Origin of the sequence: Rothia koreensis (assembly GCF_004136575.1) — a bacterium.
Lineage (GTDB): Bacteria > Actinomycetota > Actinomycetes > Actinomycetales > Micrococcaceae > Rothia > Rothia koreensis.
This window is the reverse complement of record NZ_NOIQ01000001.1, coordinates 299,845-321,209: the sequence shown is the minus strand read 5'-3', so window position 1 is coordinate 321,209 and position 21,365 is coordinate 299,845. Positions and strand designations below refer to the sequence as shown.

The following is a 21,365-nucleotide window of genomic DNA, read 5'->3' as shown; positions in this document are numbered from 1 at the left end:
CGTTCGAGGTCGGTGCCGTTTAATGGGGACCGAGAAGACACGCCGTGGGCTTACGGCCTCACGGCAACCGACGACCACGAGGTGTCATGAGTACGAACAATCCGTACAACAACGGCAACAACGACGACAACGAGGACAACCCCTTCGAGGAGTTGTTCCGGAAGCTCTCCTCTGGTCAAGGCATCAACCCGGAGGATCTCCAGGGAATGGCCATGCCGGTGGACCCCGCGATGATGTCCGGGATGTTCGCGCAGATCCAGTCCATGATGTCGGGGATGAACTCCGACGGCTCGGCGAATTGGGGGCAGGCCCGCGAGCACGCACGCCGTCTCGCCTCGGCCGAGAAGGACCCCTCGGTGACCAGCACCCAGAAGTCCGCCGTGAAGGACGCCGCCCAACTCGCGCAGCTCTGGCTGGATCCCGTCATCGATTTCGACCGTGCGGCTCTGGCCGACGAAGCGTGGTCGCGCAGCGAATGGATCGAGAACTGCTTCGACACGTTCCGCGAAATTTCCGAGCCCGTGGCGAATTCGGTCACCGAAGCCATGAGCGAGGCGCTGACGCAGCAGATGCCTGACGAGATGAAATCCATGCTTGGCCAAGGCGCGTCCGTGATTGGTGGGATGAGCGGCATGATGTTCGCCATGCAACTCGGGCAGGCCGTTGGGGAATTGTCGAAAGAAGTCGTGTCCTCGACCGATATAGGCCTTCCCCTGTCTCCCGGGCGATCGGCGTTGCTCCCGTCCAACATCGCGGACTTCGGCGACGGACTCGACCTCCCGGCTCAGGAAGTCATGCTCTTCCTGGCCGTGCGCGAAGCCGCCCACATCCGGCTGTTCCACGCCAATCCGTGGTTGCGGGAGAACATTCTGGACCTCATCACGCGGTACTCCCGCGGAATCCACGTCGACATGGACCGCATCGAGGAGGCAACCCGGGACATGGATCCCATGAACCCGGAGTCTCTGCAGGATGCGTTGTCGGGGGACATTTTCAAACCGACGCTGACGGATGACCAGGAGGTCACGCTTCGCCGCTTGGAGACCCTGTTGGCCCTGGTCGAGGGATGGGTCGATCACGTCAGCACCGAGGCGACCAAGAACCTCCCGAGCTCCGCCGCCTTGACCGAGACGCTGCGGCGTCGCCGTGCCGGCGGGGGCCCTGCGGAGAAGGCCTTCGGGTCTCTGATCGGTCTTGAGCTGCGCCCTCGGCGTCTGCGCGAGGCTTCCCAGTTCTGGAAGGGCTACGAGGAAGAACACGGCGTCGAGAAACGCGATGCCTTGTGGGAAGCGCCGGAGAACCTGCCCACCGATGAGGATCTGGATCACCCGGAGAACTTCGGTTCGGCCAGGGACCTTTTGCACGCCAGCGACGAAGAGATGGACGCCGCCTTGGAGAAGTTGCTCTCGGGCGGCTACGACGACCAGCCGGGCGAGCCCGAGGACGGCAACGATTCCGGCCCGCAGGATGGCGACGGCTCGGACGATCAGCCGCGAAACGACTAGACAGAAGGAAGGGCCGCGCGGCGTCGCGACCTTTCCCCGCAACGCCGGCCCCGCTCAGGCGGGGTCGGCGTTCGTGTCCTCGAGCCGGTTCCTCTCGAACACCATCCCCTCGAGGAAGGCCTTGGCCTGACCCGCGTGCGGGAAGAGGGCTTCGAGTTTTCTGAAGCGTGCATTGTGCGATGCCTCGACCAGGTGGCAGAGCTCGTGATGGATCACGTAGTCGACCACGTATTCCGGTGCCGACCAGAGGTGGTGCGAGATCCTGACCTTTCCGGTGGCCGGAGTGGTCGATCCCCAACGAGTGTTCTGATTCGTGACCCACCCGATGGAGACGGGTTTGACCCTGTCGTCCAAGTAGGACCGGGCCACGTGCGCGGCCCTCTCCTCCAGGTACGCGTCCGTGCGTCTGGGGTCTTCGCGACGTGCGGAGCGTTCGGCCAGCAGCTTCGGGAGCAACCGGCGAAGATAATCACGGGCCACGGACGTCGTCATCCCTGCCGGGGCGAGCAGAACGACCATGTCCCCTTCCCACCGTGCCGAGATCGTCTTGCGCCGCTTCGCGGAACGCCTGATCTCCACCTCTGGTTGTCCTCGGTCTGCGGCAAGCCGCTCGCGTGAAGGAAGTCGTGACATCAACGACAGTTTACGCGTCCGGATCATCGCGCGAAGTCCCGATTCCGGGCTTCCCCTCACCGATCGATCGGGAGCCTGTGGAGAACGGCCCGCAGGCCCGTCCGAACCCGGCAAAGTAGTGGTATGACCGTCCACCACTGCCCGACCCACGACCCTCCGGAAGGAGCATCCGGCGATGTTCCTTGGTGCCCCACGCGCCGGGATCGGCTCGCCCAGCCCGTTCCGCTGTTCGTCGGGTTGCCCGGCGGAGTGGCCGACGCCGTGCTGGTCTACACTCGGCTCACGGGAATTCTTCCTTGGATTGTGGACCGTTCTCCCGTGGACGAACTCGACCTCCTCTCGGCAAGCTACCGTCCTCTCCATCGAGGTCGCCTCCGCTCCACGTGCCTGATGTGGGCGTTGTCCCAGCAGGTTCCGGAGGTCCTGGCCCGTGGAGGCTTTCGCCCTGAGGACGCCTACCTCCGCTGGCCTCACCATGACGACGACGGTAGGCCCGGTGCATCATCTCCGGTGACCGGGCTGGTGGTCAGGCCCGACGTCGTCGTCGAGACCTGCTGGCCGGAGCAGGACACCTCGTGGGACCTACCGGTGGTCCCCGATGTGCCTTGTCTCCAGCTCTTTCGTGACCACGCAGGGATGATTGGTGCCCGACATGCGACGACGTGGGAACGCCGCCGGTGTCCCGACTGTCTGGAACGCGCCCGGGCCGAACACGACGCCGCCCGGCCGGGGCTCACGCCCATGAGCATCGTGGCGCTCATCGGCGCGGTAGCCACAGGCCAACGACCGGGTACGGACCCGTGGACGGGCCCCGCGTGGCCGGATTGCGTGTGCGCCCTGGGTTCGGGCACTCCGGGTTCCGGTGCCCTCGAGTCGGGCGGTCCGGAGTCGGATGCGGTGGGCCTGGCGACGCCGGTCGCGGGCGACCCGGATCTATCCGTACATCCGTGGGGCGATACCGTCGAGAAAGCGTGAGCGCTTCCGATGTGCCCGGCCCCCGGGGGTGCGGGACAGTGACCATGACAGTGAGAGCCGTTCACGGGCCCGGGTGATGCCCACGTAGAGCAGGCGACGTTCCTCGTCGATCTCGTCCCCGGTTTCGGCGAAACTGATCGGCATGAGCCCCTCGCTGAGTCCGCACAGGAAGACCGCATCCCACTCCAGGCCTTTGGCAGAGTGCAACGACGCGAGGGTCACTCCGTTCATGACCGGTGCATCCTGATGAGCGATTCGCCGCGTGAGGTCCTCGACCAGCATGGACATGGTGAAGGCAGATTCTCCCGAGCCGCTCTTCTCGTCGTGGGCCGCCGCGAGCCGGTCCGCCAGCGACACCAGGGCGGCCAGCGATTCCCATTTCGACCGCACGGAACCGGTGCTCGCCGGAGGCTTGTCCTTGTATCCGAGCGAGGCCAGGCAATCCCTGACCAACTGGGGCGCCGGCTCGTCCCCCGCGGCGCGCGCCGACGAACGGATCTGGAGGATGGCCTGTTTGACCTCGGGCCGGTTGAAGAATTTTTCCGTACCCCGCAATTGGTACCCGATGCCGGCATCGGTCAGCGCCTGCTCAATGGCCTGCGACTGCCCGTTGGTCCGGAACAGGACGGCGATCTCCGCCGGGTCCACGCCGTCCTTCGAGATCAGGTCCGCGATGTCCTCCGCGATCCCCGCCGCCTCTTGTTCGTCGTCCGCATACTCGAACCAGTCCGCCTCGGGGCCGCTCGGGCGCTGGGCCTGCAGGTCGAGGGGCGGCGCCCAGGCTCCCGGCGTCGCATCGCGCGCGGGCTTCCTCGAGGTGAGCAAGCGATTCGCCAGGTTCACGACCTGCGGCGTGGATCGGTAGTCCCGAACGAGTTTGATCACGGTGGCATCGGGGTGACGTTGCGGGAAGTCGAGGAGATGTTTCGACGTGGCCCCGGTGAAGGAATAGATGGTCTGCGAGGCGTCGCCGACGACGCACAGCTCGTCACGGCCTCCCAACCAACTGTCGAGCAGCCTTTGTTGCAGGGGCGAGACGTCCTGGTACTCGTCGACGACGAAATGCCTGTACTGCTGGCGCACGGCCGCGGCGACGGCAGGGTCTTCTTCGAGGATCGCCACGGTCGCCAGAAGGACGTCCTCGAAGTCGATGGCGTTCCGCTCGGTCTTCAGGTCCTCGTACCCACGCATGATGCGTGCCATGCCGACCGGCGTGAAACCGGTCGGCAGTTCCCGGTCGACCAGGTGCTCCTCGACCGTGTCAGGGGTCAGCATCGACACCTTGGCCCACTCGATTTCAGCGGCCAGGTCGCGAACGATGGCTCGGTCCGTCGTGAATCTGAGGCGCGACGCGGCCTCAGTGATCAGCTGCGCCTTGCCCGAGACCAGCTGCGGCGGCGTTCCGCCCACGGCTTGCGGCCAGAAGTACTGGAGCTGCCTCAGGGCCGCCGCGTGGAAGGTTCGCGTCTGAACCCCCTGGGCGCCCAGTGAACGCAGCCGGTTCCGCATTTCGTTCGCCGCCCGGGAGGTGAAGGTCAGGGCGAGAACCCGCTGACCGACGTAGGCGCCCGACGCGATGCCGTACGCGATGCGATGTGTGATCGCACGGGTCTTGCCGGTACCCGCACCGGCCAGAACACACACGGGTCCCTGCAGGCTCGTGGCTACTTCACGCTGCTCCGGATCCAGCCCCTCGAGGATCTGATCGGGGCTCGGAGGGTCTCCCGGCAGCAACAGTTCGGTCGCGGTTTTCAGCGCTGAGTCGCCCCCTCGGAATCAGTGGTGGGTCCCTGCCCCGCCGTCCCGGAATCTTCCGACCTCTCCGGCGGCTGAGGCAAAGGTCCACCGTACCAATCGGCGATGAGGTGATGGGCAATCGAGACCCGGTCGGGCAGCCGCAGTTCGCCGCTCACGACGGCGGCTTCCAACTCGTCCCGGGTGAACCATCGAACGCTCGAGATTTCCCGCCCGTCGGGTTCCGCCGAATCCAGACTCTCCGCACGGGCAATGAAACCGACCATGAGGGACCTCGGGAAGGGCCACGGTTGGGATCCCATGTACGTCGCCTCGCCGATCTCGACGCCGGCCTCTTCGCGGATCTCCCGCGCAACGGCGGCTTCGAGGGACTCTCCGGCCTCGACGAAGCCCGCGAACGTGGAGTACCTGTCTTCCGGCCAGGCCACCGAGTGCCCGAGGAGAAGGCGGTCGACGCCGTCGTCATCGGTGTGAACCACGGCCGAGATCACGGCCGGGTCGGTCCGGGGAAACAGCTCCCGCCCCTCGGCATCGCAGACGCGCGCCCACCCGGCGGCCTCGGGGTGGGTAGGAGATCCGCAGGACGGGCAGAACGAGGAGCTCTGATGCCAATTCATGAGCGCGATGCCGACGCTCAACCACGTGCTCTCTTCCCGCGGGAGCACCGGGGCCGCATCCCGGAGTCCCAACCAGTCCGTAGCGTCCTCCACGGCCGCGTTCGGGTCGGCGTCCTCGGGCCATGGATCTCCTGCTTGGAGGTCTTCGGGCCTGGTGCGGGGAGCTCGGCCCAGGAGGATCGGAGACTGGTCCGCGGAGGTGCCCAGGTACGCCACGATGTCGGCGTCGTCGGTGGTGGCCCACGCGATTCGAGTACCGCCCTCGGCCTGCCGGGTGCGGACTTTGCCCTGGTCAAGGACCAGAACTTGTGTCGCGGGATCGCTCAGAGCTGAATCTACGAGCTCGCCCCTGTCCTGGGCGTCATCGATGCGCCGAATCGGGTATGTCCCCAGCAAATCCGGCCCCAGCGGGGGTGTGGGCTGTGTGACAAAACGGGGGTTCACGTGATCAGCCTGCTTTCATGTGTCTCTAGTACCCTGAACGAGTGAAATTAACACCGTTAACGTTAGCCGCTATGGCCTCGGCAGGAGTGCCGGGCCTCTTCCCCGTGGCCGCGTACCCGTACGAGGACGACAACCCGGACTACGGTTCGGCGCTCGTGGTCGACTCCGCACGGCAGCGGTGGATTGTTCGTGCGCCGCAGAACCACGAGGCGAGTGTCCGGCTCGAATCCGAGCATGTCATTCTTCACTCCTTTTCCCCCGGGCTGCGGGCACGGTTGCCGTTCCAACTGCCCACCGTGGTGGGTTCGGCCGACAGTCGTGGTCTCAAGACGTTCGTGTATCCCGAGGTACCTGGGGAGGTCCTCGACATCGAGGAGCTCGCCCGCCGCTCGCACGTCGTCTCCCCCGAGCGCGAGCCGTTGGCGACGCAGGTGGGGAAGATGATCGCCACGATTCATACGCTCCCGGCGGAGATGGTCCAGGAAGCGGACCTCCCGATCTATTCCAATGAACAGTGCCGCCGCAGGATGCTTTCTGAACTCGACCGGGCCGCGAGCACCGGCAAGATCCCGTCCGCGCTGTTGCGCCGGTGGGAAGCGTGGCTCGAGGACGAATCGATGTGGCAGTTCCGGCCCACCGCCGTCCATGGGGACCTCACCGAGGACAATCTGGTCCTGGACGGAACGCTCCTGACCGCCGTGCGTGGGTGGCACGACCTCCACGTGGGCGATCCGGCGATCGACTTCTCCTGGCTCATGAGCTGCCCCGATCAGGAGTTCACGGACGCCATTATCGAGGTCTATTCCGTCCAGTTGCCCCACGCCCCCGATCAGTTCCTCCTCCGCAGGGCCTATCTCCACGCAGAATTTGCGCTGGCCCAGTGGCTGGTGCGCAGTCTCGAACAGGATGACCGGGAGTCCGTGGACGAAGCGGTGTCGATGCTTCGGGCCTTGGAGTCCGATCTTCGTGAGTCCGGTGCGCTGAGCCCCACGGCCCCTGGCACGACCTCCGGGTCCTCGGATTCGACGTCCTCCGCCGGCCGGACCGAGGAACCGGAGAGATCGACCGGATCCACCCCGTCCGGTTCCTCAACAGACGCCCCACGGGACACGCCGGACGCCGGCGGGACGGCTTCGGGACACGGTTCCTCACGTGCCACACCCAGTGAGGACCCGACCGGGCCGATGCCCACGATCCATCGGGAGTAGCATCCCCCTTACTTCTGCGGGGACGTCCCTGCCCTGACCCGGGCCAGCAGTTCTGACAGTTCGGATTCGTCCGCTATCGACGGCGGGGTCACGGTTTCGCCGTGCGCCACGTAGTAGAACGAGGCGGAGATTTCCGAAGGATCGATTCCGTGCAGTCGGGCGAAACCCAAGGTGTACACCGCCAGCTGGACGGCCTTGTGCGACAGGTCCTCTCCGCGCGGCACTCGACCGGTCTTCCAATCAACGAGTTCCCAGCGTGTGCCTCCCTCGGGATCCGAGGTGCGGAAGACGGCGTCGATTCGTCCGCGCACGGTGAACCCTGCGACGGGTGTCTCGATCGGGTACTCGACCGCCCATGGCTGCCGGTCGTACCAGGGACTCTGACGGAAGAGTTCCTGAAGCGCCGCCAAGTCGGCGTCGGGATCCTCCTCCCCTGCCGTGGGGTCCTCCCCGAAGTCGAGCATGCCGGTCGTTCCGTAATGGTGCTCGACCCATTCGTGAAAGCGGGTACCCGCACGAGCCGATGTCTCGGGCCGTCGAGGCATCGGTCGTCGCATCTGCTCGATGACCCTGTTCGGGTCCTGGGCGAGGTCGACCACCAGCGACGCACTGACGTGAGCGGGGATCTCGGGTTCGGAATCCCGCTCTCCGGCGGCCCGGTGCAGGGCAAGAAGCAGATCGGTTTCCTCGGCCCAGTTCTGGGTGTCGGGGAGACCCGCCCGGTCCGCGCCCGAGGATCGCCCGGAACTTGGTCCCGACGTCGCCGGTTCGGCGTCGCCCGGTGTCTCCAGGTGAGCCAGGACCAGGGAGGCCGCCCGTTCCACGTCCGGCCTCCTCGAGACGGCAGGCTCATCATCCATCCCGCCCTGTCCGGCGCCAGGTACGGAGGCGAGGGCGTTGAGTTCTTCCTCCGACTCCCACTCTGTGACGACAGGTCGGGCCAACGGGTCGAACGGCCACAGGGCGGCGCGAATCAGCTCCCTCTGCGGATTCGATGCGCCTTCTTCCGGTATCTTCGCTTCGTGGATCATCTCCGGGGTCAGCGGGTCGGGTCCCGGGATCTCCATCACCTCGTCCAAGAACCTCGAGACGGTATTCGGCGTGGATTTGGTTCCGCTCCAACGGCTCGAGGACAAGAAGAGAACATCGCGTGCCCTGGTCGTGGCGACGTAAGCCAGACGGCGCTCCTCCGCGATCGTGCGCGCCAGGTTGTGTTCGCGGAATACTGCGCCGGACTCTTCCAGCTCCTGCGTCGAGCCACAATCCAGCTCGACCTGGGGCAAGTACCTCGCGTCGCCCCGCAACGACCAGGGCAGAGCGCCCACGCTGGAAAACCACGAGTCCACGGTGCTCGAGGGGAAACCGCCTTCCGTGAGCCCTTGGACGTAAACCTCGTCCCACTCCAGCCCCTTGGCGGCATGCGCGGTGAGGATCTGAACAGTCGACGAGTCGGAGGGCTGGACGGGCATGGGCAGGCCGGACTCTTCGGCGACGGCCGCATCGAGCCACGCGAGGAAGGCGGTAACGCCCGTGGCCGAGGATGTCACGGTGTAACGGTGTTCCTTGAGCTCGGAGAAAGCGGCGTCGTCCTCCGCATCGGAGCCCACGCTCGCGCCAGCCTCGAGACTCGCGGCCAGCCGAGGTGCGCTCGAACAATAGTCGGCAGCAGCCTGGTAGAAGGCGTCCACGTTCTCCCTCGCCTGGTGGACGTCGCGGCCGGGTTTGGAGGCGAGCTCGATGTCCAGCATGGTCACTCGCTCGATGTGGTACATGAGGCTCATCAGGTCCTCCCCCAGGTACCCCCGAAGTTCTTCGAGCTCCTGGTTGAGCCGTTCGAGGCGGTTGCGGGCCTCCGCGCTGAGTGAGCGGCCGGCGGCCGACGTCCATCCGGGTTCGGGAAGAGTCTCGAGGGCTTCCACCAGGCTCGATCCCTCACTCTGGTCCCCGCCGCCTCGGAGGAGGGCATCGAGGCGCTGCTTGGCATCGTGGAATCGCGCGTCGGATCCGTCCTCGCCCGTCGGTTCCCCGCTCGTCGGTTCCCCGCTCGGGAGGTCCTCACCCGGTCCTTGGCCTTCGGGTGTCGTCAGGTCTTCTGCCATCCCCGAGAGCACCGCAGTCCGACGACGGCGTGCCAGGAATCGGGCCCAGTCGTTCAACGCCATGAGGTCCCGGGGACCGATACGCCACCGGGCACCGGCCATGATTCTCATCAGAGAATCCGATCGCGACGGGTCCGAAAGGACGCGGAGCACGGCCACCATGTCGGTGACTTCGGGGGTCTCGAGAAGACCCCCGAGCCCGACGAGTTGATACGGGACCGCCTGACGTTCGCATTCTGCCCGAACGGTTTCCATGTGGCGTCGGGCGCGGCACAGGACGGCCGCACTCGGTATGGGGCGACCTTCCCGTTGGGCATCTGTTCTGTGCTCGGCGATGGTTCCGACAATGGCTTCGGCTTCCCGGTGGTCGCTGTCCCAGACACCGCAGAGAACCCGTCCATCCGGCGCATCGGGTCTCGGCGCGAGATCCGGCACGTCGACCATGGATTCGGCCCGCACCCATTCGCCCCTGGTCGACAACGGTTGCGCGATGGTGTTGGCCGCTTCGAGGATACGCGTCCCGTTCCTCCACGCGGTCGTCAGATAGTCGGCTTCCTCGTGCGCCGACGGGAAGTACCGGTAGAAGTCGAAGAGTTGCCCTTCCGAAGCACCTCGAAACCCATAGATCGACTGTTTGGGGTCCCCGACGGCCATGACGGAGTGACCGTTCCCGAAGAGACTCGAGAAGAGGACCATTTGGGCGTGGGACGTGTCTTGGAACTCGTCCAGAAGGACGACGCGATAGAGCTGACGCTGCTCCGCGCTCATGCACTCAACACCCTGTGCCATCGTCGCCGCGTGCGCCAGCAGGTCACCGAAGTCCATGACCTGCATGGCCTGTTTCACCCGCTGGTATCTCTCGACAAGGCGAGCGACCAGAAGCTTTTGCTCTATTTTCTCGACGAGGGTTCCACGCAGTTTCTCCTCCTTCTTGAGCTGCTTGGGGTGGTTGTTCGGGAGGTTTCTCAGGGTCACCAGTGCTTCCTGGCAATAGGTCACCACCTCGGCCGGCGAGCGCAGGTGTTCTGAGCATTCCCCTGACAATTGCAAGACACTCGCGACCAGCGTCGAGGCCGCCGGGACCTTGTCGGGAAGTTCGCCGTCCCAGGCCTCCACAATCTGTGCGACCAATTGGTAACACTGGGCTTGGCCGAGTTGTGTCGCGTCCTTCTCTATCCCCATCCGCAAGCCGTATTCCGAGACCAGTGACTTGGCGTACGCGTGGTAGGTGCTGACGGTCGGATCGAGGATGGGTTCGTCGCTCTCCGTTTCGGGCTGGTACAGGCCCTGCTCCCGGAGCACGGCGAGCCTTTGCGTCATGCGATGCCGCAATTCTGCTGCGGCCTTCTTGGTGAAGGTGACCCCGAGGATCTCGTCCGGTCTGGCGTACCCGTTGACCACGAGCCAGACCACGCGGTCGACCATGGTCGCGGTCTTGCCCGACCCGGCACCGGCGATCACGAGGCGCGGTGCTGCGTCCGCGCTGATGATGGACGACTGTTCCCTAGTCGGCAATGGATGTCCGAGCGCCGTCGCGATGTCCTCCGGGGAGTACCTTGCCGAGTGGGTGAATACGGATTCGTTCACGGTTGCGTGACCTGCCTCCCTGATGAGCACAGCGGACAAATTTCGGGCAAGCGGCATGTGAGACCGAAGCCTCCCGAGGACTCGTTGTGCCGAGCCTGGAACCTCTCGTGGGCCACCAGCTCGACGCAGGTTCGAATCAGCTCCACGGCCCAGGAGTCACCCTTGTCCAGGGCATCTTGGGACTGGAGCTTGTACCCCTTGGTCGAGGTGCCCAGGTGGACGAGTGCGGCCCCTCCGGACAGTTCGGTCAGTCCTGCGCCGTCGAAGACCAGGGGCTGCTCTCGCGGCCGTTCCCGACCGTCCTCGTCGAACATCTCCCGTCCCGCGCCGGCCTCCAGAGCGACCTGGTAAGCGGCCAGTTGCGGGTGTTCCAGGACCTCCGCCGTGGTCGGCGCGGTCTTGCCGGTTTTGAGATCGATGACGACGTATCTGCCGAGTTCGTCGATTTCGAGCCGGTCGACCCGCCCGGAGAGCAGTGCGTCCCGAGCCGGCCCCGGGACGAGGACGGTGAATCCGCCTTCGACCCCGACCAGCTTCCTGTGGAGGGAGAGCCGGGAATCCACGGCATACTCCGCGAATTTCCGGATCATGGTCACCGCGCGCTCGTAGAGGACGCGGGTCTCCCACGTATCGGGCAGACCGAGGTCGCCGAATCTCTCCTCCAGCGCCTGCTCGAGTTCGTGTCCGGCCGCTTCCGGCATGTCTTGGGCGAGCTCGTGGATGAGGTTTCCCACCGACCGAGACAGGTCGCTCGCGGGCTCGCCGCCCGCGGAACTGACGAACCAGTCCACGGGGGACCTCTTGATCGTTTCGAGCTTCGAGGGTGACAACGGAACCGGGTCCTCAGCGTTCAAGGGCGCCCGGTCATCGGACAGCGGAGCCAAACCCCACCAGTCCCTCGGGTGCGCTCCTGGGATCCCGCCCCTTTCGCTCGACCCCTGTGCCCCGTCCGTGGAAGAGTCATCGGACCGGTGCCCGTGGGGCTCCGGACGTGGCTCCGCGGGTTCACGAGCGATCTTCGCCAACTGATGGGCCGCCCTCTCGGCCAACTCTGGGTGTTCGGCAGACTGGGCCCACATCCGGAGTTCCGCGATCAGGCCTCTCAGGGTCATCGGCCGGCGCACCGGTTCGACCTCGGCCCGGGACATGGCGTCGGGGTCGAGGATGTCGAGGAATTCGCTCGGTTCGTCCTCGTCGTTGGACACCGCACTGACCACGAGGTCTGAGGACGAACGGCTGACGGCCGTGGCGAACATCCGCAGTTCGTCGTACCGAGTCTCCCTGAGCCGATTTCGCCGCGTCACGCGCGCCGCTTGTTCGACGCCCAGGAGGGCGATATCGGATAGTTCCGGTGTGTTCAGAAGACCCCCACGCAGGGTGGTATTGGGCCAGGTGCCCTGCTGGACGGAGGCGACGTGAACCCATCCCCACTCGTGACCTGCCGAGGAGGCCGGGGTCACCAGGGCCACCGATGCCCCGCCCGCTGACCGCGGCGCCAACGTGTCCATCGGCAGATCCTGGCTGTCGATGTATTCCAGGAATTCTCTGGCTCCTGCGCCCGGCTGCTGGTCGACGTAGCGCTCGGCCGCCTCGAAAAGTGCAAGAACGGCGTCCAGGTCACGGTCGGCCCTCTGCGCGGCCGGGCCCGATCCCCGTGAGAGCCGACGCCATTCCTGAGCCAGGTCGCTGGCCTCCCAGAGTGCCCACAGGACGGTTTCCGCCGTCGCGTCCGCGGCCCCCATGGCTCGTCTGCCCGCGGCGAGGACTCTTCTCAACCTGTCCAGCGGCATGTGAGCGCGCTCCTCGAAGGTCGGGCCCCGAGAGCTTCGTCTTGCCGGTTGCGTGTCTGTGCCGTCCGGGGATGTGTTCAGCACAGCCAGAAGAAGTTCGTCGCTGGACCGGGTCCCTCCGGACCGCAATTCGGCGGCGCGCAGCGACTGTCGGATCCTCCGAATCGTCGAGGGGCTGGCACCGCCCAGGCGCGAGGACAGGAGGGACAGGACTCTGGGCAGATCCGCCGCGGCGTCCTCGCCCGCCGCAAGCCACAGGGCATCGAGAAACGGGCGAACGGCAGGCTCTTCGCGCAATGGGGCCTCGGCCACCGGAATGGACACAGGGATGCCATCGGATTCCAGATGACGTTTGATCCTCGACAAGGAGGCACCGTCCCGGACGATCACGGCCATGTCGTCCAGCGGCCTTCCGCCCCGAATGTGTTCCTCGAGGATTCCCTGGGAAATCAGCCGGAGCTCGTGCTGGGCCGAGGCGGTCAGCCGGATTGCAAGCTGCCCCGCATCCGCGCCAGCCGTCACTTCCGGAGTGGGAACCGGAGACCGATCGTGCCGGGCTCTGGCCACCACCGGGATTCGCTCCGCAATTCGGCGGAATGCGTCGGCCAGCAGCGCCGGCATCCGGTGCTGGTGTTCGAGCCGCCGCGTGTGGATCTCGGGGTACGCCCCCAGCCTCCGGGACAGATCGGACAGCACCTCCGGACGCGCTCCCCTGAACCCTTGGACCACGGTGTCCGTGCAGGCCGTCATCACGAGTTCCGGCGGATTCGCGGCACCGGCCGGCACGAGAGATTCGAGCAACCGCATCACCGCGGGTGTGGCCTCCTGCAGGTCGTCCACGAGAACCAGGCTGAGGCGCTCGTGCTCCTTGGCCAGAAATTCGTGGTTCTCCTCCAGGAACTCCGCGGCCCGATGGATCAGGGCCGAAGGATCATAGGCCTGAGGCATTCTCAGGCGCCTGAGCTGCTCGTACTCCACGCGGAATTCCGAAGCCGCGATCCACTCGGGGTGGTTCAGCACCTCGCCCAATTCACGCACCCTCGCCGGGGTCAGATCGAATTCCGCACAGCGATCGAGGAATTCGCGAATCTCCCTGCGGAACCCTCGCGTGCCCATGGCCTCGATCAGGTCCTGTGGCCATCCGGGACGGGCGCCCAATCCCTCCGCGTGGGCCCGAAGCATCTCGCCGATCAGCACGTCCTGCTCCGGACCGGCCAGCAGCCTCGGTTCGAAGTCGACTCCTTCCAGAAGCCCTTCCGCGTGGCCACGCCGCAACAGATCGAACGCATAGGAGTGCCAAGCACGCGCCGGCGGCGAGGACACCGTGGCCGAAAGTTTGTGGGAGAACTTTTCCCGCAGGGAATCCGCCAGCGTTCGTGTGGGTGCCAGAAGAAGGATCTGTTCGGCCGGGGATCCGGTTCCTTGTCCCTCGGAAACGTGTTCCAGCGCGCGATCGATCAGGGCGGTGGTCTTGCCCGTTCCCGGGGCGCCCAGAATCAGGTTCGCGGCGGGACGGCGAGACCGATGGTGGCTCATGGCCGGTTCGTTCAGGCTCATGTGACCATCACACCACGGCGGACCGACAAGTTAAGGCCGTTCGGGGCCGAGGCCCTGATCGGAACGCAGATAAGTGACGCGCGAGTCGGGAGCGAGTCCGGGTACGGTGGTGATCATGACGAGCGACGCACCGGCCGGATCGCGGCCATGGACGCAGTGCCCACGTGCCACTTTCGACCTGGAGACCACGGGCCCGAATCCGAGGACGGCGCGCATCGTCACGGCGTCGCTGATCCTCATTGCCCCCGACGGCGAGGTCCTCCGGCACGGCGAATGGCTCGCCGATCCCGGCGTCCCCATCCCGGAGGAGGCCGCCGCGGTCCACGGCATCACGACCGAACACGCTCAGGAACACGGTGCTCCTCTCAAGCAGGTGGTCTACGAACTGGCCTCGGCCATCGGCGGCCTGTTCTCCGACGGCGTTCCGATCTTCGCGTTCAACGCCGTCTACGACTTCACCGTGCTCGCCCGCGAACTCCGCCGTTGCGAGATGCCCGACCTCGCCCCGTACCCGGTCCTTGACCCTCTCGTGTTCAACAAGAAGGTTGACAAGTACCACAAGGGCAAACGGACCCTGAGCAATCTCACGCAGGAATATGGGGTCGAGCTGGAGAACGCCCACACCTCGGCGGCGGATTGCTTGGCCACCGAGAGGTTGGCCGGGGCGATGACCCGCAAGTATCCCCAGCTGGACATGCCAGCCGGGGAACTTCACGATCTCCAGATCGGTTGGGCCAAGGAACAGGCCGCGGACCTCCAGGCCTACTTCGACAGAATCGGCAAGACCTCGAAGGTCAACGGCGACTGGCCCGTCCAGCCGGACTCAGAGCGTTCCTAGCGCGGCCTCTCCGACGACGCCGCGGCGCGGGCCGCCGCCGGAAGTGCGGAGACGATGCGGTCCATCGCGGCGTCGTCGTGAGCGGCCGAGAGGAACCAGGCCTCGAAGGGCGAGGGCGCCATGTACACCCCCGAATCCAGCATCGAATGGAAGAACGCGGTGTAGCGGTAGGACTCGGACGCCTTGACGTCTTCGTAGTTCCTCACGCCGTTCTCGCCCGTGCCGAAGGCCACGGAGAAAATGTTTCCCGCCGACTGGATCGAGTGCTGCACCCCTTCGGCGTCCAGAGCTGCCCCGACCTCCTGCCTGAGGTGTGACGAGGCACGATCGATCGCCGAGTACACCTGGCCCGTTGCGTTGCGCAGCGTCGCGATGCCCGCTGCAACGGACAGGGGATTCCCCGAGAGCGTTCCTGCCTGGTAGACGGGGCCATTGGGGGCCAGGTACTCCATGATCTCCCGACGTCCGCCCAGAGCGGCGATGGGCATCCCACCGCCGATGACCTTGCCGAAGGTGTAGATGTCAGGGGCCCAGCCTCCCTCTTCGGCCGAGGTGAGGCCCCAGTATCCGGCCGAAGAGGCGCGGAAACCGGTGAGGACCTCGTCGAAGATCATGAGGGCGCCGAATTCTCGGGTCAGCTCGCGCAGACCGGCGTTGAACCCCGGTCCCGGGGTCACGACCCCCATGTTGCACGGGGCGGCCTCCGTGATCACCGCGGCAATCTCTCCGGGATACTTCTCGAAGGCGGTTCGGACCGCGTCCAGGTCGTTGTACGGGACCACAATGGTCTCCGCCGTCGTCGCCTGGGTCACGCCGGCCGATCCGGGCAGCGAGAGGGTCGCGACGCCGGAACCCGCCTCGGAGAGCAAGGCGTCCACGTGGCCGTGGTAGCAACCGGCGAACTTGATGATCTTGTCGCGGCCGGTGTACCCGCGGGCCAACCGGATCGACGTCATGGTCGCCTCGGTTCCCGTGGACACCAGCCGGACCTGATCGATCGCGGGCCCGTTCGTGGCGGACCGGTTGATGCGGTCGACCACGGTCTCGGCCAGTTCCGTCTCTCCCACGGTCGAGGCCCCGAAGGACAGACCGTGGTCCACGGCCGTGTGCACCGCTTCGATGACTGCCTCGTGCCGGTGCCCCAGAAGGGCGGGTCCCCAGGAACCGACGAGGTCCACGTACTGGTTGCCGTCGGCGTCCTTGACGTAGGGCCCCTCGGCGTCGACGATGAACGGCGGCGTTCCGCCGACGGAATTGAACGCGCGGACCGGCGAGTTCACCCCGCCCGGGATGACCCTCTGGGAGCGTTCGAAGAGTTCCTCGGATACGGTCAAGATGTCCTCCTGCTCAGTGTGATGGTGTTCTGTCGCGGACCCTATCGCTTGCCCTGGCTCAGCCAGTGGGCAACCTCGGTCGCGTAATAGGTGAAGATGAGGTCTGCCCCGGCGCGGCGCATCCCGGTCAGGGCCTCGAGCACGATTCGCTCACGCTCGACCCAACCGTTGGCCGCGGCCGCTTCGATCATCGCGTACTCGCCCGAGACCTGGTAGACCGCCACGGGCACGGTCGACAGGTCGGCCACTTCGCGCACGACGTCGAGGTAGGCCATCGCCGGCTTGACCATGACCATGTCCGCTCCTTCCTCGAGGTCCAGCTGGGTCTCGAGGACGGATTCGCGCCGATTGGCCGGGTCCTGCTGGTAGGTCTTCCGGTCGCCCTGCAAGGACGAGCCGACGGCGTCGCGGAACGGACCGAAGAACCCGGAGGCGTACTTGGCGGAGTAGGCCATGATCGAGACGTCCTGGAAACCTTGCTCGTCGAGGGCCTGTCGGATGCCTGCGATCTGTCCGTCCATCATTCCGGACGGGCTGACCACGTGCGCTCCGGCTCGGGCCTGGGAGACGGCCATGCGCTCGTAGAGGTGCACGCTGCGGTCGTTGTCCACCACGGTCTCGCCCGTGCCATCGATGGTCAGCGGTCCGCAGTGGCCGTGGTCGGTGAACTCGTCGAGGCACGTATCGGCCATGATGACCACCTGGTCCCCGAATTCCCGTCGCACGGCCGCGATGCCGCGGTTGAGGATTCCCTCGGGATCCCACGCGGCCGACCCTTCGGAGTCCTTGTCCTCGTCCCGAGGAACTCCGAACAGATCCACGCACTTCACGCCGGCATCGACGGCGCTGCGCACGGCTTCCACCAGGGATTCGATGGTGTGCTGGTACTGGCCCGGCATCGACACGATCTCCGTCGGATGGTCGATGCCGTCACGGACGAACAGCACCTGGATCAGGTCTTCTGCGTGCAGCCGAGTCTCGGCGATGATGTCCCTCATGGCCGGGTTCGTCCGGAGCCGACGCGGCCTCCGGACGAGATCCAGTTTTCCTGACGCGGTCGTATCGCTCACGGTCATCACTTCTTTCCTGCTCAACTCGTGTGTGTCGTTCGGTGTTCGTCGTACCCGAGGACCCGGGACACCGTGTCCGTCAGGTGCGCGGCCGATGTCCCCGGGGATCGGGTGGCGTCTAGGCCCAGTTCCCGGGCCGCGCGCTCCGTGGTGCGACCGATGCAGATCACCGGAACCCGGACGGGCCCCAGGTCCGCGAGGGTTTGGATCAGTCGGGGCGAGGTCGCCACCACGGCGTCGATCGCGTCCACGCCCTCCGCCCGGAGGCACGTCGACGTCGCCTCCCGCCCGAGCACGGGCGCCGGAGATGCTCGTTCGGTCTCCGTCTCGATGAGCGGGCGCGACGCGGGAAACGGTACCTGTTCGTAGACGGTGGCTTCCCGGACCCGGTGTCCGCGATCGCGCAACCCGTCCACCAGTTCCGTGCGGGCCGGCTCGCCGTGCACGCACAACACGGATTGTCCCGGCCCCTCCCCCATAACTCTCGTCCATTCCTCCAGCATTCCCGCCGCGCTGTTCTCTCGCGGCGGATTCTGAACGGTCAGCCCCAAGTTCATTGCGGCCGCCCTGGTGGCCTCGCCCACGCACCAGACGCGGGCGTGCCCGAAGAGTTCTCCCAGCGAGCGCGCCGAGTGCTCGCGCGCCAGAACGTCGGCGGCCCAGACGCCGTTGGCGCTGGTGAAGGTCACGACGTCGTAGGGTCCTCCGGACAGAAGGCCGACCGCGTCCGACCCGGCACGTCCTGAGACCGCTTGGGCTTCGGACAGGGGGCTCAGTACCGGAGCGAATCCTTGGCTCGTCAGGCCTTCGACCAGCTCGGCCGACCGCGCCGGAGTGCGCGTCACCAGGACACGCGGCGCGGCCGCAACCTCCCGGTCCGCGGCGTCGACCTGTCCGGTCACTCGAGCGTCAGCTCCGTGAACTCGGCCGCACCGCGATCCAGGAGAGCCTCGGCGGTCTCGGTCCCGAGGGCCTTCGCGGCGTCCTCGTCCCGAACCGGCGCGGACCTCGTTTCCCGGAGGGTTTCCGTACCTCGGGGATCGGCGACGACGACGTCGAGCGTCAGCGACTCTCCGGCCACCTGGGCATAGGCCCCAATGGGCGCCGCGCAGCCCGCTTCGAGCCGCAGCAGCAGGGCACGCTCGGCTTCCACGGTGAGCCGCGCCTGCGCATCATCGATCTGGGCAAGAGCCGTCATCAGGTCCTCTCCCGTGTCCCAGGTTCGGTACTCGATGGCCAGGCACCCCTGCCCCGGGGCAGGCAGAACCTTCGTGGGATCCAGGTACTCCGTGACGACGTCCTCGAGACCCAGTCTCTGCAGCCCCGATGCCGCGAGAACCACGGCGTCGAGGTCGCCGTGGGTTCCTCGGCCCACGCCCTTGTCGTTCGTGGCGTAGTGCTCGAGACCGGCCACTCGGGACAACCGGGTTCCCACGTTGCCGCGGATGTCGGTGACCGAGCAGTCCGGGCGCAGCACACGGATCTGTGCGGCCCTTCGGGGGGACCCGGTTCCGATGCTCGATCCTTCCGGCAGATCCTCCAGGCGCAAACCGTCCCGAGCAACGAGCACGTCACGAGGATCGCCCCTGGGCGGGTAGACGAGCGACAATTTGCCCTCGAACAGGTCCTTGGTCGGCAGATCCTTGAGCGAGTGGACCGCCACATCCACGGCACCGCCCAGCAGTTCCTGCCGGAGCGCCGCCGCGAAAACCCCCGTCCCGCCGAGTTGGGCGAGCGGCCCCGAGGTGATGTCCCCCGTCGTGGTCACCGTCTTGAGCTGCGCGTCCTGTCCGGCCTCGACCAGCATGTCCGCCACGTACTGGGACTGGGTCGTGGCCAGCGCGGAACCGCGCGTTCCCACCAGGATCCGCGTCATACGGCCTCGGAATCCGCGGTCGCCGCGACCGGGTGGTCGGCGATGACGGGCTTGGGGTTCTTGAGCCGAGCCGGAAGGCAACAGTTGGAATCGCACCGATCGAACCATCCCTTGCCCCCGCATGCGCTGACCCGCAGGGCATCGAGTTCTCGGGGGTCCGTGCTGGGGGCCGTCTCGACGAATCGCTCCGCGATCAGGTCGCGCAGTGACCGCACGTACGCCGGGTGCGTGCCCGGCGTCGGCGTCCGGACGGCCTCGAAGCCGAGGTTCTCGCAAGTCTCCATGGCCTCGGTGTCCAGGTCCCACTTGACCTCCATGTGGTCGGAGACGAAACCCAGGGGAACCATCACCACACCGTCCACGGAACCTTCCAGCGCCTCCAGGGCATCATTGATGTCCGGTTCGAGCCACGGAGTCGAGGGCGAGCCGGACCGGGATTGGTACGCCAGTTCCCAGTCGCAATCCGAGAGCAGGTCCGCGTCCGCTTCCTCGACGAGGCGCAGCACGGAACGGGCGGCCTCGAGGTGCTTCTCGACGTAGGCCGAGCCTCCTTCGTACTCCACTCCGCGCGGGCCGGCCTCGTTGGCCGCGGTCGTCGGAACCGAGTGGGTGCAGAACACGATACGCACCCTTCCGTTGCCGGCGGCGTGCTTGTCGCTCGCGCCGATCCTCGCCTTGACCTCTTGAATGCCCTGCGTGAGGCCTTCGGCGAAGGACTCGATGAAGCCCGGCGCGTCATAGTGCTGACGGAGCTTGTCGATCCGGAGGTCATCCCCCAGGCCGAGCTTCTCGAGCGCGATGCCGTAGTCCTCGCGGTACTGCCGGCAGCTCGAATAGCCGGGATAAGCGCTGGTGGCCAGGACGAGGAGCTTGCGATACCCCTTGTCGTAGGCTTCCTGCACGACGTCGGCGACGTACGGTTCCCAATTGCGGTTCGCCCACAGGACAGGCACGTTCGGCCCGTTCTCGGCCAGCTCGTCACGGAGGGCCTGGAGCAGCTGACGGTTCTGTTCGTTGATCGGGCTGACCCCGCCGTTGGCGCGGTAATGGGTAGCGACTTCTTCGAGGCGCTCGTCCGGGATCCCGCGCCCGGCCGTGACATTGCGCAGGAACGGGATCACGTCATCCTGGCCTTCCGGCCCGCCGAAGGACGAAAGGATCACGGCGTCGTAGTTCTCCGGCGCCTGCGAGCGCGTCCGGTCGATGGTCTCCTCGGAGACGAAGCCGTCGGTGTCCTCGAGCGACGCCGGCCCGTTGCTGGCCGTGTTGTCGGGATCCGTCCGGTTGGGAATCGGGTCGATGCGGGTCAGGCTCATCGGAGCACCTCCACCACGTCCTCGGCCCCGATCCTTCGGCCGGTGTAGAACGGGGTCTCTTCGCGCACGTGCAGTCGCGCCTCGGTGTTGCGGAAGTGGCGCATGAGGTCGACCAGATCGACGAGCTCCGGAGCTTCCAGGGCCAGGACCCACTCGTAGTCGTTGAGTGCGAAGGTCGCGATCGTGTTGGCCAGAACCTGCGGGTAGTCGCGCCCCTTCATGCCGTGGTTCTTGAGCATCTCGGCCCGGTGCTTCTCGTCCATGTAGTACCAGTCCCATGAACGAACGAACGGGTAGACGCAGACCCAGGCTTCGGGGTCCTTCCCCCGCGCGAAGGCCGGTGCGTGGTTCCTGGTGAACTCCGCGTCGCGGTGGACACCCATCGTCGACCACACGATCTCGGTTCCCTTCAGGGCCTCCGTCCTGCGCAGGTCCCTGACCGCGGCCTGCAGGTCCTCGGGGTTGTCCGCGTGGGTCCAAACCATGATGTCCGCGTGGTCGCGCATCCCGGAGACGTCGTACATTCCGCGCACGACGACGCCGTCCGACTCGATCGACTCCACGGTCTTCCTGAGTTCCTCGGCAGCCCCCTCCGACGGGGCCGTCTGGGCATCGTTCCGACGCGCGAAGACGGTGTAGAGCGCGTAGTAGAGGCGATCGTCCCCAGAGGCCGCGCGGTCCGCGCCTGCCTGCGAGTTGCCAGAATTCTGTTCAGTCATCAACTGACCTGTCCTTTCACTGCGGGCGCCTTGGTCGCAAGG

General features: G+C 66.3%; 15 protein-coding genes. 4 read left to right on the top strand and 11 right to left on the bottom strand.

Going from position 1 to position 21,365, the window contains the following annotated elements:
- The first annotated feature begins 86 nt into the window (after positions 1-86).
- Positions 87-1,505, top strand: coding sequence for a zinc-dependent metalloprotease (locus tag EWU68_RS01520; protein ID WP_129314104.1), 1,419 nt, complete (start codon positions 87-89; stop codon positions 1,503-1,505).
- Between the two features lie 54 nt (positions 1,506-1,559).
- Here EWU68_RS01520 and EWU68_RS01515 read toward each other — a convergent pair whose 3' ends face one another.
- Positions 1,560-2,138, bottom strand: coding sequence for a M48 metallopeptidase family protein (locus tag EWU68_RS01515; protein WP_129314103.1), 579 nt, complete (start codon positions 2,136-2,138; stop codon positions 1,560-1,562).
- Positions 2,139-2,261: 123 nt separating this feature from the next.
- Between EWU68_RS01515 and EWU68_RS01510 the strand changes: the two genes are divergently transcribed.
- Positions 2,262-3,113: a hypothetical protein gene (locus EWU68_RS01510; RefSeq protein WP_129314102.1), complete on the top strand. Its 852-nt coding sequence runs from the start codon at positions 2,262-2,264 to the stop codon at positions 3,111-3,113.
- Here the strand turns inward: EWU68_RS01510 and EWU68_RS01505 are convergent.
- Together EWU68_RS01505 and nudC are read right to left on the bottom strand one after the other, a co-directional pair.
- Positions 3,072-4,847, bottom strand: a complete 1,776-nt coding sequence (locus EWU68_RS01505; RefSeq protein WP_338049669.1) for an ATP-dependent helicase — start codon at positions 4,845-4,847, stop codon at positions 3,072-3,074. The two genes, EWU68_RS01510 and EWU68_RS01505, sit on opposite strands and share 42 nt — an antisense overlap.
- Before the next feature lie 17 nt (positions 4,848-4,864).
- Positions 4,865-5,929: an NAD(+) diphosphatase gene (gene nudC, locus EWU68_RS01500; protein WP_202976673.1), complete on the bottom strand. Its 1,065-nt coding sequence runs from the start codon at positions 5,927-5,929 to the stop codon at positions 4,865-4,867.
- Between the two features lie 71 nt (positions 5,930-6,000).
- Between nudC and EWU68_RS01495 the strand changes: the two genes are divergently transcribed.
- Positions 6,001-7,137, top strand: a complete 1,137-nt coding sequence (locus EWU68_RS01495) for a phosphotransferase (protein WP_206064419.1) — start codon at positions 6,001-6,003, stop codon at positions 7,135-7,137.
- Positions 7,138-7,145: 8 nt separating this feature from the next.
- Here the strand turns inward: EWU68_RS01495 and EWU68_RS01490 are convergent, their stop codons facing one another.
- Together EWU68_RS01490 and EWU68_RS01485 are read right to left on the bottom strand one after the other, a co-directional pair.
- Positions 7,146-10,823 carry an ATP-dependent helicase gene (locus EWU68_RS01490; protein ID WP_165162081.1) on the bottom strand — a complete coding sequence of 1,226 codons (3,678 nt, stop codon included), beginning with the start codon at positions 10,821-10,823 and terminating at the stop codon, positions 7,146-7,148.
- Positions 10,820-14,170: an ATP-dependent helicase gene (locus EWU68_RS01485; RefSeq protein WP_238692246.1), complete on the bottom strand. Its 3,351-nt coding sequence runs from the start codon at positions 14,168-14,170 to the stop codon at positions 10,820-10,822. Before EWU68_RS01485 ends, EWU68_RS01490 begins: the two co-directional genes overlap by 4 nt.
- Positions 14,171-14,285: 115 nt before the next feature.
- Between EWU68_RS01485 and EWU68_RS01480 the strand changes: the two genes are divergently transcribed.
- Positions 14,286-15,008 carry a 3'-5' exonuclease gene (locus tag EWU68_RS01480; RefSeq protein ID WP_129314099.1) on the top strand — a complete coding sequence of 241 codons (723 nt, stop codon included), beginning with the start codon at positions 14,286-14,288 and terminating at the stop codon, positions 15,006-15,008.
- Here EWU68_RS01480 and hemL read toward each other — a convergent pair.
- The 6 genes from hemL to hemQ are packed head-to-tail and all read right to left on the bottom strand — an operon-like array spanning position 15,005 to position 21,323.
- Positions 15,005-16,342 carry a glutamate-1-semialdehyde 2,1-aminomutase gene (gene hemL, locus EWU68_RS01475; RefSeq protein WP_129314098.1) on the bottom strand — a complete coding sequence of 446 codons (1,338 nt, stop codon included), beginning with the start codon at positions 16,340-16,342 and terminating at the stop codon, positions 15,005-15,007. The two genes, EWU68_RS01480 and hemL, sit on opposite strands and share 4 nt — an antisense overlap.
- Positions 16,343-16,383: 41 nt before the next feature.
- Positions 16,384-17,385, bottom strand: a complete 1,002-nt coding sequence (gene hemB / locus EWU68_RS01470) for a porphobilinogen synthase (protein ID WP_129314483.1) — start codon at positions 17,383-17,385, stop codon at positions 16,384-16,386.
- A gap of 47 nt (positions 17,386-17,432) precedes the next feature.
- Positions 17,433-18,314 (bottom strand): uroporphyrinogen-III synthase, encoded by an 882-nt coding sequence (locus EWU68_RS01465; protein WP_129314097.1) that lies wholly within the window; start codon positions 18,312-18,314, stop codon positions 17,433-17,435.
- Positions 18,311-19,288, bottom strand: coding sequence for a hydroxymethylbilane synthase (gene hemC, locus EWU68_RS01460; RefSeq protein ID WP_129314096.1), 978 nt, complete (start codon positions 19,286-19,288; stop codon positions 18,311-18,313). The genes EWU68_RS01465 and hemC overlap by 4 nt, the downstream gene beginning before the upstream one ends.
- Positions 19,285-20,604 carry a ferrochelatase gene (locus EWU68_RS01455; RefSeq protein ID WP_129314095.1) on the bottom strand — a complete coding sequence of 440 codons (1,320 nt, stop codon included), beginning with the start codon at positions 20,602-20,604 and terminating at the stop codon, positions 19,285-19,287. The genes hemC and EWU68_RS01455 overlap by 4 nt, the downstream gene beginning before the upstream one ends.
- Complete coding sequence (hemQ, locus tag EWU68_RS01450) at positions 20,601-21,323, bottom strand: hydrogen peroxide-dependent heme synthase (protein ID WP_129314094.1); 723 nt, start codon at positions 21,321-21,323, stop codon at positions 20,601-20,603. The genes EWU68_RS01455 and hemQ overlap by 4 nt, the downstream gene beginning before the upstream one ends.
- Between the last annotated feature and the right edge of the window lie 42 nt (positions 21,324-21,365).

Excerpts from the sequence above, each read along its gene's own strand:
- EWU68_RS01510 (WP_129314102.1), top strand. The coding sequence starts at position 2,262 with ATGACCGTCCACCACTGCCCGACCCACGACCCTCCGGAAGGAGCATCC.
- EWU68_RS01520 (WP_129314104.1), top strand. The coding sequence starts at position 87 with ATGAGTACGAACAATCCGTACAACAACGGCAACAACGACGACAACGAG.
- EWU68_RS01485 (WP_238692246.1), bottom strand. The coding sequence starts at position 14,170 with ATGAGCCTGAACGAACCGGCCATGAGCCACCATCGGTCTCGCCGTCCC.
- EWU68_RS01515 (WP_129314103.1), bottom strand. The coding sequence starts at position 2,138 with ATGTCACGACTTCCTTCACGCGAGCGGCTTGCCGCAGACCGAGGACAA.
- hemC (WP_129314096.1), bottom strand. The coding sequence starts at position 19,288 with ATGACGCGGATCCTGGTGGGAACGCGCGGTTCCGCGCTGGCCACGACC.
- hemQ (WP_129314094.1), bottom strand. The coding sequence starts at position 21,323 with ATGACTGAACAGAATTCTGGCAACTCGCAGGCAGGCGCGGACCGCGCG.
- EWU68_RS01455 (WP_129314095.1), bottom strand. The coding sequence starts at position 20,604 with ATGAGCCTGACCCGCATCGACCCGATTCCCAACCGGACGGATCCCGAC.
- EWU68_RS01480 (WP_129314099.1), top strand. The coding sequence starts at position 14,286 with ATGACGAGCGACGCACCGGCCGGATCGCGGCCATGGACGCAGTGCCCA.
- EWU68_RS01495 (WP_206064419.1), top strand. The coding sequence starts at position 6,001 with ATGGCCTCGGCAGGAGTGCCGGGCCTCTTCCCCGTGGCCGCGTACCCG.